A 13,368-nucleotide genomic window follows, 5' to 3' on the forward strand; every position below is an offset into this window, starting at 1 on the left:
TGCCGGTGGGACGGGGTGCGCCGCCGACCGGCGGCCCGCGCCAGGGCGCACGGGCACTTCCGCCGCCTGGTTGCGGCGAGTAATGTCTTGCCTCCAACGCGTTCCGATCCCCCTCCGGAGGCGTACCCCGTGATGGGTGGTTCCCCCCTGCGCATCCTCGTCGTCGGCGCGGGCATCGCCGGCCTCGCCGTGGCCCGGGCGCTGCGCCTGGCGGGGTTCCGGCCCGACGTCACCGAGCGGCTGCCACCCACCGAGTCGACCGAGAGCGGCCTCTACCTGCCCGGCAACGCCGCCCGGGCGATGCGCCGGCTCGACCTCGACGGGCCGCTGCGCCCGCTCGGCCAGGTGATCCACCGGCAGCGCTTCCTCGACGCCGCCGGAGCGCCGCTGTGCGAGGTCGACCTCGACGCGCTCTGGGCCGGCGTGGGGGAGTGCCGGGCGCTGCCCCGGGCCGAACTGCACCGGGTGCTGCTCACCGGCGCCGGCGGCGCGGTGCGCCACGGCGCCGAGGTGAGCACCGTCGACCCGCTGCCCGGCGGGGTCGCCGTCGGCTTCACCGACGGCACCACAGCGGAGTACGACCTGGTCGTCGGCGCCGACGGACCCCGCTCGGCGGTACGCACGCTCGCCGCGCTCGGCGGACCGCCACGCCCCGCCGGGCAGGTGGTCTACCGCGCCCTGGTGCGCGGCGGCCCCCGCATCGCGGACTGGACCGCCCTGCTCGGCCAGCGGGCCGGGTTCCTGGTGGTGCCGCTCGGCGCCGGGCGGCTCTACTGCTACGCCGACGAGGCCGGCACCGACCTGCCCGCCGATCCGCTGGCCCGCCTGCACGAGCTGTTCGGCTCCTACGGCGGCCCGGTGCCCGAGGTGCTGGCCGCGCTGGAGGCCGTGTGCGTCGAGCGCACCGAGGAGGTCGAGCTGGGACGCTGGTTCCACGGCCGGGTGCTGCTCGTCGGTGATGCCGCTCACGCCACCGCGCCGACGCTCTCCCAGGGTGCCGCCATGGCACTGGAGGACGCCGTCGTGCTCGCCGAGTCGCTGCGGGCCGCCGGCAGCGTCGACGCCGCACTGCTCGCGTACGAGAGTCGTCGCCGCCCGCGTACCCGCTGGGTGCGGGACCGGACCCGGGACCGCAACCGCACCCGCGACGTGCCGCCGGCGCTGCGCGACCCGTTGCTGCGCGGACGCGGCGGAAGGATCTTCCGGGAGCACTACCGGCTCCTGACCGGCCCGCTCTGAAGGGCGGGAGATCGTAGCCGCCCACCCCACGCGGCGAGGCCACCTACCGGGGACTATCCTCCTTGCGGATGACGGCTGCGCCGATGACCAGCGCGCCGATGCGGGACAACCAGAACCGGAGGCCACTCGTGACCACCGTCGCACCCAAGCCGGTCGTGACCCGGCCCTGGCCGGTCCGCGAGCCGGTCAAGGGGTCGGCCATCGCGCGGCTGCTGCGCACCACGGACGCGAAGCAGATCGGGATCATGTACATGGTCACCGCGTTCGTGTTCTTCATGATCGGTGGCCTGATGGCCCTGATCATGCGCGCCGAACTCGCGCAACCGGGCCTTCAGTTCCTGTCGCCCGAGCAGTACAACCAGCTCTTCACCATGCACGGCACGATCATGCTGCTGTTCTTCGCGACGCCGATCGTGTTCGCCTTCGCGAACTACGTGGTGCCGCTGCAGATCGGCGCGCCGGACGTGTCGTTCCCCCGGCTCAACGCGTTCGCCTACTGGCTGTACCTGTTCGGCGGCACGCTCGCCACCGCGGGCTTCATCGCCCCGGGTGGCGCGGCCGACTTCGGCTGGACCGCGTACACGCCGCTGAGCACCGCCGACCATGCCCCGGGCGTCGGCGCCAACATGTGGGTCGTCGGCCTGGCCATCTCCGGTCTGGGCACGATCCTCGGCGCGGTCAACCTGATCACCACGATCCTGACGCTGCGCGCACCCGGCATGACCATGTTCCGGATGCCGATCTTCACCTGGAACATGCTGGTCACCAGCCTGCTGGCGATCCTGGTCTTCCCGCTGCTGGCCGCCGCGCTGTTCGCGCTCGCCGCGGACCGCCTGATGGGCGCCCACGTGTACGACCCGGCGACCGGCGGGCCGATGCTCTGGCAGCACCTGTTCTGGTTCTTCGGTCACCCCGAGGTGTACATCATCGCGCTGCCGTTCTTCGGCATCATCAGCGAGATCATCCCGGTGTTCTCCCGGAAGCCGATCTTCGGCTACAAGGGCCTCGTGGCCGCCACCATCGCCATCGCCGCCCTGTCGATGAGCGTCTGGGCGCACCACATGTTCGCCACCGGCCAGGTGCTGCTGCCGTTCTTCAGCTTCCTGAGCTACCTGATCGCCGTGCCCACCGGTATGAAGTTCTTCAACTGGATCGGCACCATGTGGCGGGGCCAGATCACGTTCGAGACGCCGATGCTGTTCTCGATCGGCTTCCTGGTGACCTTCCTCTTCGGTGGTCTCACCGGCGTGCTGCTGGCCAGCCCGCCGCTCGACTTCCACCTGCACGACTCGTACTTCGTGGTGGCGCACTTCCACTACGTGCTCTTCGGCACCATCGTGTTCGCCGTGTTCGCCGGCATCTACTTCTGGTTCCCGAAGATGTTCGGCCGGATGCTCGACGAGCGGCTCGGCAAGATCCACTTCTGGCTGACCATGATCGGCTTCCACACCACGTTCCTGGTGCAGCACTGGCTGGGCAACGAGGGCATGCCGCGCCGGTACGCCGACTACCAGGCCGCCGACGGCTTCACCACGCTGAACACGATCTCCACGATCGGCGCGTTCATCACCGGTATCTCGACGCTGCCGTTCATCTGGAACTGCTGGAAGTCGTACAAGACCGGCCCGGTGGTCGAGGTCGACGACCCGTGGGGTCACGGCAATTCGCTCGAGTGGGCCACCAGCTCCCCGCCGCCGCTGCGCAACTTCGACCGGATGCCGCGCATCCGCTCCGAGCGGCCGGCGTTCGACGCGAAGTTCCCCGAGCTGGCCGCCGGGCAGAGCCTCGCCGGACCGCCCGAGGGTGGTGCCAAGCCGCTGACCAGCGAGGTCAACGGTGGCGCCAGCTACCAGGAGGACACCGCAGGCAACCTCGACCAGCGCTAGCACCACCGCACCGCCACGTCGAGACGGGCGCCGCACCCCTTGCCGGGGCGCGGCGCCCGCCCTTTTCCCACCCGCGCTCCCTCCGCGTGCGCTCCCTCCGCGTGCGCTCCCTCCGCGTGCGCTCCCTCCGCGTGCGCTCCCTCCGCCCGCGCTCCCTCCGCCCGCGCCCCCTCCGCGTGCGTCCCCTCGCGTCGATCATGAAGTTGGCGGCGATCGGCGTCCGTTTTGTCCCCGCTAACTTCATGATCACCGGACCAGGCACCGGGTCGGACCAGCGACCAGGTCAGCCCAGCCCGGGTTGGGCTAGCCCGGGCCGCCTTGGAGCAGACGTGCGGGTCAGGCCGGGGTGGGTCCAGCGCCGCGCGGCGCCCCGTGATCAAGGAGTTTGTGGCAATTCAGCGGGCCGGCGCGGACACAAACTCCTTGATCACCGCCCCGGGAAGGCCCGCCTGGATGCCGTGCGGGCGGACGGTCATCACGGCGTTTGGGCGGTGCACCGCGCTGGTGAGGGCACGAACTCTCGATCACACCTGGAGTGCCCGCCCGCGCCCTCGTGCTGATGGCGGTGATCAAGGAGTTTGTGGCAGTTGGTCGCGCTGACGGGACACAAACTCCTTGATCACGCCCGGGGGAGGCCCGATGACGCCCCTGCCGCGTCCGGTGATCAAGGGGTTTGGGGCGGTCTACGCCGCTGGGGAGGACGTGAACTCCTTGGTCAACTTCGGGAGGGCGGGGCGGGGGCGGAGGCCGAGGGCGGGCGCGGAGGCCGAGGGCGGGCGCGGAGGCCGAGGGCTACAAGGGCGCGGGGGCCGGGTCGGGGGTGAGGGCTGGGGTGACGGCTGCGGTGCGGCGGTGGCGCAGCTCGATCGGGAGCACCGCCAGCGCCACCAGCGCGCCGATCGCACCGGTGACCACGAAGCCCCACACGGGTGCCGTCGCGTCGATGACCGCACCGGCCAGCGGTGCGCCGAGCGCGATGCCCACTGTCACGGCCGAGCCGTGCAGGCCCATGGCCAGGCCCCGGACGGAGGGCGGGGCCAGCCGGCTGACCGCGTCGGAGGTGGACGCGAGGGTGGGGGCGCAGAGCGCTCCGGCCGGGATCAGCGCGAGACAGAGCAGCCACCAGTGCGACCCGCCCAGCCCGACCGGGATGGTGGCGAGGCTCAGCGCGGCCATCAGCGCCAGCGGGGAGAACGAGCGGCGTACCGCGCCGTAGGCGAAGCCGCCCACCAGTGAGGCGACCGCCCAGGCGGCGAGCACGGCGCCGGTCCAGCCGATCTCGCCGCTGGCGCGGAGCACGGCGACCACTGCGACGTCGGTGCCGCCGAGCACCAGCGTGCCGGCGAGGCTGACCGCCAGTACGGCGAGCAGACGCGGGGTGAGCCACTCGCGGCGGTGCACCGGGCGCTGCGGCCCGGCCTGCTCGTCGGCGGCGCGGACCGGCGGGTTGAGCAGCCAGAAACAGATGCCGGAGCCGACGATCCCGGCGCCGACCGCCCAGAGCGTCAGGCGCGGCGTGACGGCGGTGGCCAGGGCGACGGCGAGCGCCGGGCCGACCATGAACGACAGCTCCATCGCGATCGAGTCCAGCGCGTACGCGGGTCGGCGCTTCTCCACCGGCACGAGCGCGGCGATCGACTGGCGGATCATCGAGAAGATCGGCAGGGCGAGCAGGCCGGCGAGGAACGCGGCGGGCAGCAGCACCGGGTACGGCAGCGTGGGCGCGGCGGACCAGAACAGCGCCTCGGCGACTGTGGTGAGCACCAGCACCGGCCGGAGCCCTCGGCGGTCGATGAGCCGCCCGAGCAGCGGGGCGCCGACCGCCGCGCCGATCGTCGACGCGGCGCCGACCAGGCCGGCGGCGCCGTAGCCGCGGCCCAGGTCGAGCACCACGTAGAAGGTGAGCGTCACCCCGGTGGCGGTCAGCGGCACGCGGGCCAGGACCGACACCAGCAGCAACGATCGGAGACCGGGTAGGGCGAGCGCCTCCCGGTAAGGCTTCAGGTTCACGACGGTCCGTACCTCCGGCGCCATCCTGGGGCCGGGGTAGGACACCCGCAAGCGATTATCCGGTCAAGCGGCGGTGATCACAGGCTCGCCCACCATGGTCACCCCGGCGCCGTCCAGCGCCCGCAGCGCGACGTCGAGCGTGCCCGGCGCGACGGCGGCGGTCAGGTCGAGCAGCACAGTGGTCCGGAAGCCCTCCCGGGCGGCGTCCAGGGCGGTCGCGCGCACGCAGTGGTCGGTGGCGATGCCCACCACGTCGACCTGGTCCACGCCGTGCCGCCGCAGCCAGTCGGCCAGGCACTCGCCGTCGGTGGCGTGGCCTTCGAAACCGGAGTACGCGGCCGCGTGCTCGCCCTTGTGGAAGATCGCCTCCACCCGGTCGGTCGCCAGCTCGCTGTGGAACTCGGAACCGGCGGTGCCGACCACGCAGTGCCGGGGCCAGGAGTCGACGTAGTCCGGCGGGTCGCCGAAGTGCGCGCCCGGGTCGATGTGGTAGTCCTTCGTCGCGACCACGTGGTCCCACCGGTCGGGCTCGGCGGCGAGCAGCCGGGAGATGCCCGCTGCCACTCCGGCTCCGCCGCCGACCGCGAGGGAGCCGCCCTCGCAGAAGTCGTTCTGCACGTCCACGATGATCAGGGCGTTCGCCATCTGACGGGTTCCTCCTCAGCTCGCGGGTACGACGGTCACCGGTACGGCGGGATCCCCGGCGGAGAGCTTGAGCCCCTCCCACGGGATCGAGATCAGGCACTGGCGCAGGTGGTCCCGGGACTCCTCCAGCGTGGGCAGCGTCTCCGGCTCGCCCGACACCACGTACGAGTGCTGGAGCAACCGGTCGTTCGGCTGCCGGTCCGGTACGCCCTGCGGCACGATGACCTCCTCGGTGGCGGTGCCGGTCGGCTTGTGCCGGCGGACCGCGACCTTCCGGCCACCGATGGTGGCCTTGTGCTCGGAGCGCTTGACCACCGGCCGCCCCTCCACCTCGACCAGCTTGTAGACCAGGCCGGCGGTGGGTGCCCCGGAGCCGGTCACCACAGCGGTGCCGGCGCCGTACATGTCGACCGGTTCGGCGGCGAGCGCGGCGATGGCGTACTCGTCGAGGTCGCCCGAGACGATGATCTTCGTCTCGGTGGCGCCGAGCGAGTCGAGCAGCTCCCGGGACTGCTGGGCGATCACGGCGAGGTCGCCGGAGTCGATCCGGACCGCCCGCAGCTCCGGCCCGGCCACCGCGATCGCGTTGCGGATGCCCTGGGCGATGTCGTACGTGTCGACGAGCAGCGTGGTGTCCTTGCCCAGCGTGGCGACCTGGGAGGCGAACGCGGTCCGCTCGTCGTCGTGCAGGAGCGTGAAGGCGTGTGCGGCGGTGCCCGCGGTGGGGATGCCGTAGCGCTGCCCGGCGGCCAGGTTGGAGGTGAACCGGAACCCGGCCAGGTAGGCGGACCGCGCCGCGGCGACGGCGGCCTCCTCGTGTGCCCGGCGGGAGCCCATCTCGATCAGCGCCCGGCCCCGGGCGGCGGTGACCATCCGGGCCGCGGCGGCGGCGACCGCGCAGTCGTGGTTGAGCACGGAGAGCACGAGCGTCTCCAGCACCACGCACTCGGCGAACGTGCCGGACACGGTGAGGATCGGGGAGCCGGGGAAGAACAGCTCGCCCTCGGCGTAGCCGTCGACGTCGCCGGTGAACCGGTAGTCGGCCAGCCACTGCGCGGCCGGCTCGTCCACCACTCCGGTACGGCGCAGGAAGTCGATCTCCGCCGGGTCGAACCGGAAGTCGCGGATCATCTCGATCAGCCGGCCGGTTCCGGCGACCACGCCGTACCGACGCCCGGCCGGCAGCCGCCGGCTGAACACCTCGAAGACGCAGCGTCGGTCGGCCGTGCCGTCACGCAGGGCCGCGCTGACCATGGTCAGCTCGTAGTGGTCGGTCAGCAGCGCGGGGCGAAGGGAGCTCACCGCCCCAGCCTAGAGTTCAGCCCGGGTCCGCGCCGTCGTGCCCCGGCATGGACCGCAGTGCGGCCCGCAACTCGCCGCGCCCGGCGACGCCGAGTTTGCTGTAGACGCGCTGGAGGTGGTTCTCCACCGTGCGCGTGGACAGGAAGAGCCGTTCGGCGATGGCGCGGCTGGTCACACCGTCGGCGGCCAGCCGGGCGATCTCCCACTCCCGTTCGCTCAGCGTGGGGCGCAGCAGCCGCAGCGCCGGGGTGGAGATCTCGTCGCAGCGGCGCAGCAGATCGGCCAGGCGGTCCCGGATCGGCCCGGTGGCGCCGGCGCGGACGTGTCGCGTCCGGTGCAGCGCCAGCGCGGTCGCCTCGGCCGCGTACACGGTCAGCTCCCGGTCGGCGAAGCCGTCGGCGACGGCGAGCAGCGCCTCCGGGGAGCCGTCGACGGCGGCCCGGCCGAACCGGGCGACGAGCGGCGGCAGCACGCCGTCGACCTGCTCGGAGAGTTCGGCCAGGCGTTGCGCCACGGTGCGCCGGCCACCGTCGGTGCAGGTCGGGCCGACCGGCGCGGCGGCCTGGTCCAGCCGGACCAGGTCGAGCAGTACGAGCAGCTCGTGCCCGGCCAGGCCGTCCTCACGCAGCCGGTCGGCGAGCGCGCACAGGTGCTTGGTGGCCCCCGGCAGGTCGCCCGTGGCGGCCTGGACCGCGCCCCGGGCCTGTTCCAGCCACGGGTAGAGCACCGCCATGCCCGGCGCGTGCGTCCGGTCCGCCTCGGCCATCGCCTCGGCCGCGTGCGTCGCGTCTCCGCGCAGCGCGGCGGCCTGGGCTCGCTCGGCGTGCGCGAGGCCCGCGTACACCCGGCTGGTGGCGAGCACCGCGCACGCCTCCAGGCTGGTCCGCAGCGCGTCGTCGCCGCGCCCGCGCAGCCGCGCCGCGTACGCCTGCAGGATGGCCAGGTAGCCGGTGCCGAGCCGGAAGTCGCCGGCGCCCGCCAGGTCGGCGAACTCGTCGGCGACGATCGCGTCGATGCCGGGCAGGTCGCCGGAGAGCGTCAGCCGGGTGCCCCGGGCCAGTTCCATGGCGAGCTGGAGGTAGGGCATGTCGGCCCGCCAGCACGCCGCCTCGGCCTGCACCCGGGCGATCGCGGTGGTGCTGAGCTGGTACTGCCCCTGGGCGGCCTGGAGGTGGGCGAGCGTGCAGCGGGCCAGCTCCCGGGCGGCCATCGGGGCGGCCGGCCGGTCCAGCACCTCCTGGGCCAGCCGTACCGCGACGTCGACGTCGAGCCGGTGCAGCCGCATGATGGCCTCGAACGCGCGTACCCGGGCCCGGTCGGCCGGGTCGTCCAGCTCCTCGGCACGCGCGGCGATCTCCTCCACCGTGGACTCGCGGTTGAGCCCCCAGTAGCTGACCATGCCCCGGACGGTCAGCCACCGGCTGCGCCGCCGGTCGTCGTGGATCTCGCCGGCGACCTGGTCGAGCACGCCGATCGCCTCGTCCGGCCGGTCGCCGAACATCAGGATGGTGGCGAGCAGTTCCGCCGCGTCCGTGCCGCCGCCGGCCTCCAGCGCGGCCCGGGCCAGCCGGGTGGCCAGCGGCACGTCGTACCGGCCGAACGCCTGCACCGCCGCTTCGAGCAGCAGGCCCACGTCCTGCGCCGTACCCGAGTCGAGCCGCCACACCGCGACGCGCAGCAGGTCCTCCCGGCGGCGCTTGCCCACCTGCTCCAGCAGCCCGGCCAGGGTGGCCTGGAGGCGGCGGGTGCGGCTGACCGGGCAGCGCCGTCGCATCACCTCGCCGTAGAGCGGGTGCGCCAGGCGGACGTTGAGCCGCCGGTCGTCGTGCACCAGCGTGATGAGCCCGCGTTCCTCGGCCGTCTCCACGTCCGCCGGGTCGACCGCCCGTTCCAGCAGTTGCAGGCCCAGCGGCTCGCCGAAGGCGACCAGCTCGACGACTCCCCGGACGCCGGGGGTGAGCTGGCCGATCCGCGTGTCGATGAGTTCGGTGAGGTTGGGTGCCAGCCCCAGCCGGCCGGTCCAGGTCCAGATCCCGTACCTGCGGTTCAGCGCGTCGTCGGCGGCCAGCACCAGCTCCCGCAGCAGCAGCGGGTTGCCGGCGGAGAGCTGGAACAGCCGGTCCGAGGAACAGGCGTCGACCGGCCCACCGAGGATGGCGGCGAGCAGCCCGGTGGTCTCGCTGCGGCACAGCGGGCCCAGCTCGACCAGGTCGACGAGGTCGTCCGTCCAGAGTGCGCGGATCGGCAGCGGGACCTGTTCGCCGTTGCGCAGCGTCCCGATCACGTAGGCGTTCTCCGACCGGGCGACCAGGTGCACGAGCGCCGCCGACGGTGGATCCAGCAGGTGCGCGTCGTCGATGGCGAGCACGACGGGCCGGCCGGCGGCCTGTTCCTGGAGCACGTCCATGGCCCAGCGCAGGATGCCGGCGGGGGACAGGCCCTGCGGCTGCGAGGCGGGGAGCACCTGGACCAGCCCGCCGAACGGCAGCGCGGCGGTGGTGGCACTGGCCGCGATGGACCAGATCGCGTACCGCTCGGGGGAGAGCGCGGCCACCCCCTCGCGCAGCAGCCGGCTCTTGCCGACCCCGGCGTCGCCGCTGAAGAGCAACCCGCGCCCCTCCGGGCCGCCGACCGCCGACAACAGACGGTTGAGTTCATCCGTACGGCCGACGAACTCCCACCTACTCATCGACGCAGCATATCGACCATGTTCCGTCCGCGTGCGTACCGTCACGCAGCGAAGTTGAGTAATCTGTCCATTACCCGTGAGTACCGGACATGTTGGCTGTCGGATGGCCGACACCCGTACTCTTCCGGCAGCCCCTGCAACCAGGGGAGACCCGCGACCGATACCCCGGTCGCCCGACCGGGAGGCCCACCTGATGACACCAGGTTCGCTCCCTTCGGTCGACGTGCCCGACCCGCACAGTCAGGCCGAGCCCTCCGGATGCGCCCCGCTGCCGACCCGGCTCGGGGTGACCGAACCCCGGCCGGACGAGCCGATGGCGGTGGTCGTCGCCGGTCCGGCCGGCGCGAACCGGCGTGAGCTGATCGCCGGCCTGCTCGGGATCGAGGCCGCGACGCTCGCCGTGCCGCCGGGCAGCAACCTGCTGGTCCAGCACGCCGCCACCGCCACCCGCGCCGCGTACGTCCCGGGCTACCGCCAGCCGCACGCCTACGGCGCCGACCCGCTCGCGGCCGGCCCGGCGCTGGCCCGCCCGCCGCGCCGGGTCGAACTGAGCCTGCCCGATCCGCTGCTGCGGCACTTCGCGGTGGTCGACACGCCGGACACCGGCACGCTCGGTGTGGCCGGCGGCCGGGTGCTGCGCGACGCCGTCGGCCGGGCCGGCGCGCTGCTCTTCGTGATCTCCGCCGACCAGGCGTTCAGCGCGGCCGAACTGCACCTGCTCGCCGAGGTGGCGCGTGCCCGCGTCGAGGTGTTCTTCGCCGTCACGCCCGGCCTGACGGGCCCGGCGCCGGGCGACGCCGTCCGGACGCCGGACGTGCCGTCGTCCGGCCGGACCGGGTCCGCCCGGCGGCTCGACCCGGTGTCGGTCTCCATCGAGGCGCACCGCGCGGCGCTGCTGGCCGCGGTGCCGGCGCTGACCCCGGCCCGGTGGTTCCCGGCCCGCCGCGCCGAGCTGCCGCACCTGCGCCGCGCGCTGGTGAACTGGGCCGCCGACGAGGTGCTGCGCCGCGGCAGCGCCAGCCCGCCGGTGCCGTCCGGCGCGCACGGCCGGGTGCCGGTGCTCGCCGGCGTCGAGCCGGGCGAACTGGCCGACCGGATCGACCGTCAGGCCCGTGCCTGCGCCCGCCGGATCCGCCAGCACCTCGCCCTGGAACTTGCGAACATCCACCTGCGGGTGGTGCAGGAGATCGTCTTCGGGGTCGGCTGCGCCGGCCTGCCGCAGATGCTCGACCGGGAGCTGGAGGCGCTGTCGCTGCTCGCCACGGCACAGTGCGACGAGGCGGTGCGAGGGCTGGTCGACGAGGCCGCCGCCCGGGTCTTCGGCGCGCCGCTGGCCGAGGGCGTACGCCGGCGCATCACCCACGCGGTGCGCTGGGGCCTGGCCGACCACCCGGACGCCCCCGAGCTGGACCGGGTGCTCCTGGTGACCAGCACGGCCGGGGTCGCCGGGCTCACCGGCGCCGGTGCCATGGACGCGCTGGCCGGGCTGCCCGGCGCGCAGCGCGACGAGGTGCTCCCGCCGGTCGGCGTCGCCCTCAACGGTGGCTGCTGGCAGCACTGGCGGGCACCCGGCAACAACGACCCGAACGCCGCTCGCTCCTGGGCCCAGCGCGCGCTGCGCGAGGTCGAACTCGAACTGTCCCGCGAGGTGGCCCGCCGCTTCGAGGTGATCCGTCTCTCGCTCGGCTCGGTGCTCGCCGATGCTGTCGACCACGGCATCCTGCTTGCCTGACGACGCCGCCGGCACACGGCGACCCGGGCTCGCGTACGCGGCCCGGGCGGGTGACGACGACCGCCGCGCCGTTCCGGTTCATCGGTTCCCCGGATCCGGTGGCACGATGGGGGGCATGGCGGCTCCACAGGTTGCGCCGGTCGAGACGCCGGACACCGAAGAGGTGCCGGTCTCCGACCGGCCATGGGTGACCATCGTCTGGGACGATCCGGTCAACCTGATGACGTATGTGACCTGGGTGTTCCAGAAGCTCTTCGGGTACAGCCGGGAGAAGGCGGAGCGGCTCATGCTGGACGTGCACCACAAGGGCAAGGCCGTGGTCTCCAGCGGCGCCCGGGAGCGGATGGAGCACGACGCGGCGCAGCTGCACGCGTACGGGCTGTGGGCGACGGTGGACCGCTCATGAGCATGTTCCGCCGCCGCGGCGACCACTACGTGGCCACGTTCGCCGTGGACGAGGTCCGGGTGCTGCGCAAGGTCGCCAACGAGGTGGTCGGCCTGCTGACCGACGGCTTCGACCACAGCGATCCGGTGGTCGGGCGGCTCTTCCCCGACGTCTATCCGGACGACGACGCCGGCACGGCCGAGTTCCGCCGCTACACCGAGGGCGATCTCAAGACCGGCAAGATCGACCAGGCGGGCGCCGTCCTCGCCGCGCTGCCCGACGGGGACGCCGGCGGCGAGGTGCGGCTGGACGCGGAGGCGGCCGAGGCGTGGCTGCGCGCGCTCAACGACGCCCGGCTCGCGATGGGCGTACGCCTGGAGATCAAGGACGGCACCGACCTGGGTGAGGAACTCGACGACGCGGTGGCCGCGGACCCGGGTTCGTCCCGGGTGTTCCAACTGTCGGTCTACGCCTATCTCGGATATCTCCAGGAATCCCTGCTCAACGCGCTCATCGACTGAGTGGTGACGGTTGCCACCTCGCAGTCCGGGACGACCAGGCGCTAGGCTTGGCGGCGTGCTGAGCATCGACCGGTCGATCATCGACGCGATCGTCGCCCACGCGCGTCGGGACCACCCGGACGAGGCGTGCGGCGTGGTCGCCGGCCCCGTCGGCAGTGACACCCCGACCCGGCACATCCCGATGGACAACGCCGCCCGCTCCATGACGTTCTACGAGTTCGACTCGATGGAGCAGTTGCGGGTGTGGCGCGAGATGGACGACCGCGACGAGGAACCGGTCGTCATCTACCACTCGCACACCGCGACGGAAGCCTACCCGTCGCGTACGGACGTCTCCTTCGCCGGCGAGCCGGGCGCGCACTACCTGCTCGTCTCGACCCGCGAGCCCGACACCGAGGAGATCCGCTCCTTCCGGATCGTCGACGGCGTGATCACCGAGGAACCGGTGAAGATCGTGGATGCCGCCGTGGACCCGAACGCCGTCCAGTCCTACATGTTCGGGCAGAGCCCGGCGACGGTCGACTACGAGTGTTCCGACCGCTGACCTTCAGCGCCGGCACCTTCCTTTTCCCGTCACCTGGCACGATCCCGAACGAGGAGCACGAGACATCATGGCTATCGAGGTTCGCATTCCCACCATCCTGCGCAGCTACACCGGCGGCGCGAAGGTCGTCGAGGGCAGCGGCGACACGCTCGCCGATCTGATCGCCGACCTGGACTCTCGGCACGGCGGCCTGAAGGCGCGCCTGGTCACCGACGCGGGCGCGCTGCACCGGTTCGTCAACGTCTACGTCAACGACGAGGACGTCCGCTTCCTCGGCGCGCTCGACGCCAAGCTCAACGACGGCGACAGCGTGACCGTCCTGCCGGCCGTGGCCGGTGGCGCGTTCGGCTTCGCGGCCGCCGCGGCGATCGCCTCGCACGCGGTCTCCACGCGCGCCGCCCGCTGAGGGGGGCCT

At 73.1% G+C, this 13,368-nt stretch carries 11 protein-coding genes; 7 read left to right on the forward strand and 4 right to left on the reverse strand.

What is annotated here, in order from left to right:
• Window positions 1-132: 132 nt before the first annotated feature.
• A complete protein-coding gene (locus tag ACQP26_RS05915) occupies window positions 133-1,239 on the forward strand; it encodes an FAD-dependent monooxygenase (protein WP_433495159.1) in 1,107 nt (368 codons plus the stop codon).
• Window positions 1,240-1,367: 128 nt separating this feature from the next.
• Window positions 1,368-3,125, forward strand: coding sequence for an aa3-type cytochrome oxidase subunit I (ctaD, locus tag ACQP26_RS05920; protein WP_433496093.1), 1,758 nt, complete (start codon window positions 1,368-1,370; stop codon window positions 3,123-3,125).
• Window positions 3,126-3,917: 792 nt separating this feature from the next.
• Here ctaD and ACQP26_RS05925 read toward each other — a convergent pair.
• The 4 genes from ACQP26_RS05925 to ACQP26_RS05940 are packed head-to-tail and all read right to left on the reverse strand — an operon-like array spanning window position 3,918 to window position 9,771.
• Window positions 3,918-5,159, reverse strand: coding sequence for an MFS transporter (locus ACQP26_RS05925; RefSeq protein ID WP_433496094.1), 1,242 nt, complete (start codon window positions 5,157-5,159; stop codon window positions 3,918-3,920).
• Between the two features lie 39 nt (window positions 5,160-5,198).
• Window positions 5,199-5,780, reverse strand: a complete 582-nt coding sequence (locus ACQP26_RS05930; RefSeq protein ID WP_433495160.1) for an isochorismatase family protein — start codon at window positions 5,778-5,780, stop codon at window positions 5,199-5,201.
• Window positions 5,781-5,795: 15 nt separating this feature from the next.
• Window positions 5,796-7,082, reverse strand: a complete 1,287-nt coding sequence (locus ACQP26_RS05935) for a nicotinate phosphoribosyltransferase (RefSeq protein ID WP_433495161.1) — start codon at window positions 7,080-7,082, stop codon at window positions 5,796-5,798.
• Between the two features lie 16 nt (window positions 7,083-7,098).
• Window positions 7,099-9,771 carry a LuxR C-terminal-related transcriptional regulator gene (locus ACQP26_RS05940; RefSeq protein ID WP_433495162.1) on the reverse strand — a complete coding sequence of 891 codons (2,673 nt, stop codon included), beginning with the start codon at window positions 9,769-9,771 and terminating at the stop codon, window positions 7,099-7,101.
• Between the two features lie 193 nt (window positions 9,772-9,964).
• Here ACQP26_RS05940 and ACQP26_RS05945 point away from each other — a divergent pair, with 193 nt between their 5' ends.
• From ACQP26_RS05945 to ACQP26_RS05965, 5 genes are all read left to right on the forward strand, one after another.
• Window positions 9,965-11,503, forward strand: a complete 1,539-nt coding sequence (locus ACQP26_RS05945) for a hypothetical protein (protein ID WP_433495163.1) — start codon at window positions 9,965-9,967, stop codon at window positions 11,501-11,503.
• A 115-nt stretch (window positions 11,504-11,618) separates the two neighbouring features.
• Complete coding sequence (gene clpS, locus ACQP26_RS05950; protein ID WP_018786685.1) at window positions 11,619-11,909, forward strand: ATP-dependent Clp protease adapter ClpS; 291 nt, start codon at window positions 11,619-11,621, stop codon at window positions 11,907-11,909.
• Complete coding sequence (locus tag ACQP26_RS05955; RefSeq protein ID WP_269701800.1) at window positions 11,906-12,409, forward strand: DUF2017 domain-containing protein; 504 nt, start codon at window positions 11,906-11,908, stop codon at window positions 12,407-12,409. Before clpS ends, ACQP26_RS05955 begins: the two co-directional genes overlap by 4 nt.
• 55 nt (window positions 12,410-12,464) lie before the next feature.
• On the forward strand, window positions 12,465-12,953 hold the full coding sequence (locus ACQP26_RS05960; protein WP_030501847.1) for a Mov34/MPN/PAD-1 family protein: 489 nt from the start codon (window positions 12,465-12,467) through the stop codon (window positions 12,951-12,953).
• Between the two features lie 67 nt (window positions 12,954-13,020).
• On the forward strand, window positions 13,021-13,359 hold the full coding sequence (locus ACQP26_RS05965) for a MoaD family protein (RefSeq protein WP_091329859.1): 339 nt from the start codon (window positions 13,021-13,023) through the stop codon (window positions 13,357-13,359).
• The last annotated feature ends 9 nt before the right edge of the window (window positions 13,360-13,368 follow it).

The organism is Micromonospora sp. CA-248089 (assembly GCF_050948515.1).
Lineage (GTDB): Bacteria > Actinomycetota > Actinomycetes > Mycobacteriales > Micromonosporaceae > Micromonospora.

Excerpts from the sequence above, each read along its gene's own strand:
- ACQP26_RS05965 (WP_091329859.1), top strand. The coding sequence starts at position 13,021 with ATGGCTATCGAGGTTCGCATTCCCACCATCCTGCGCAGCTACACCGGC.
- ACQP26_RS05945 (WP_433495163.1), top strand. The coding sequence starts at position 9,965 with ATGACACCAGGTTCGCTCCCTTCGGTCGACGTGCCCGACCCGCACAGT.
- ACQP26_RS05955 (WP_269701800.1), top strand. The coding sequence starts at position 11,906 with ATGAGCATGTTCCGCCGCCGCGGCGACCACTACGTGGCCACGTTCGCC.
- ACQP26_RS05925 (WP_433496094.1), bottom strand. The coding sequence starts at position 5,159 with ATGGCGCCGGAGGTACGGACCGTCGTGAACCTGAAGCCTTACCGGGAG.
- clpS (WP_018786685.1), top strand. The coding sequence starts at position 11,619 with ATGGCGGCTCCACAGGTTGCGCCGGTCGAGACGCCGGACACCGAAGAG.
- ACQP26_RS05940 (WP_433495162.1), bottom strand. The coding sequence starts at position 9,771 with ATGAGTAGGTGGGAGTTCGTCGGCCGTACGGATGAACTCAACCGTCTG.
- ACQP26_RS05915 (WP_433495159.1), top strand. The coding sequence starts at position 133 with ATGGGTGGTTCCCCCCTGCGCATCCTCGTCGTCGGCGCGGGCATCGCC.
- ACQP26_RS05930 (WP_433495160.1), bottom strand. The coding sequence starts at position 5,780 with ATGGCGAACGCCCTGATCATCGTGGACGTGCAGAACGACTTCTGCGAG.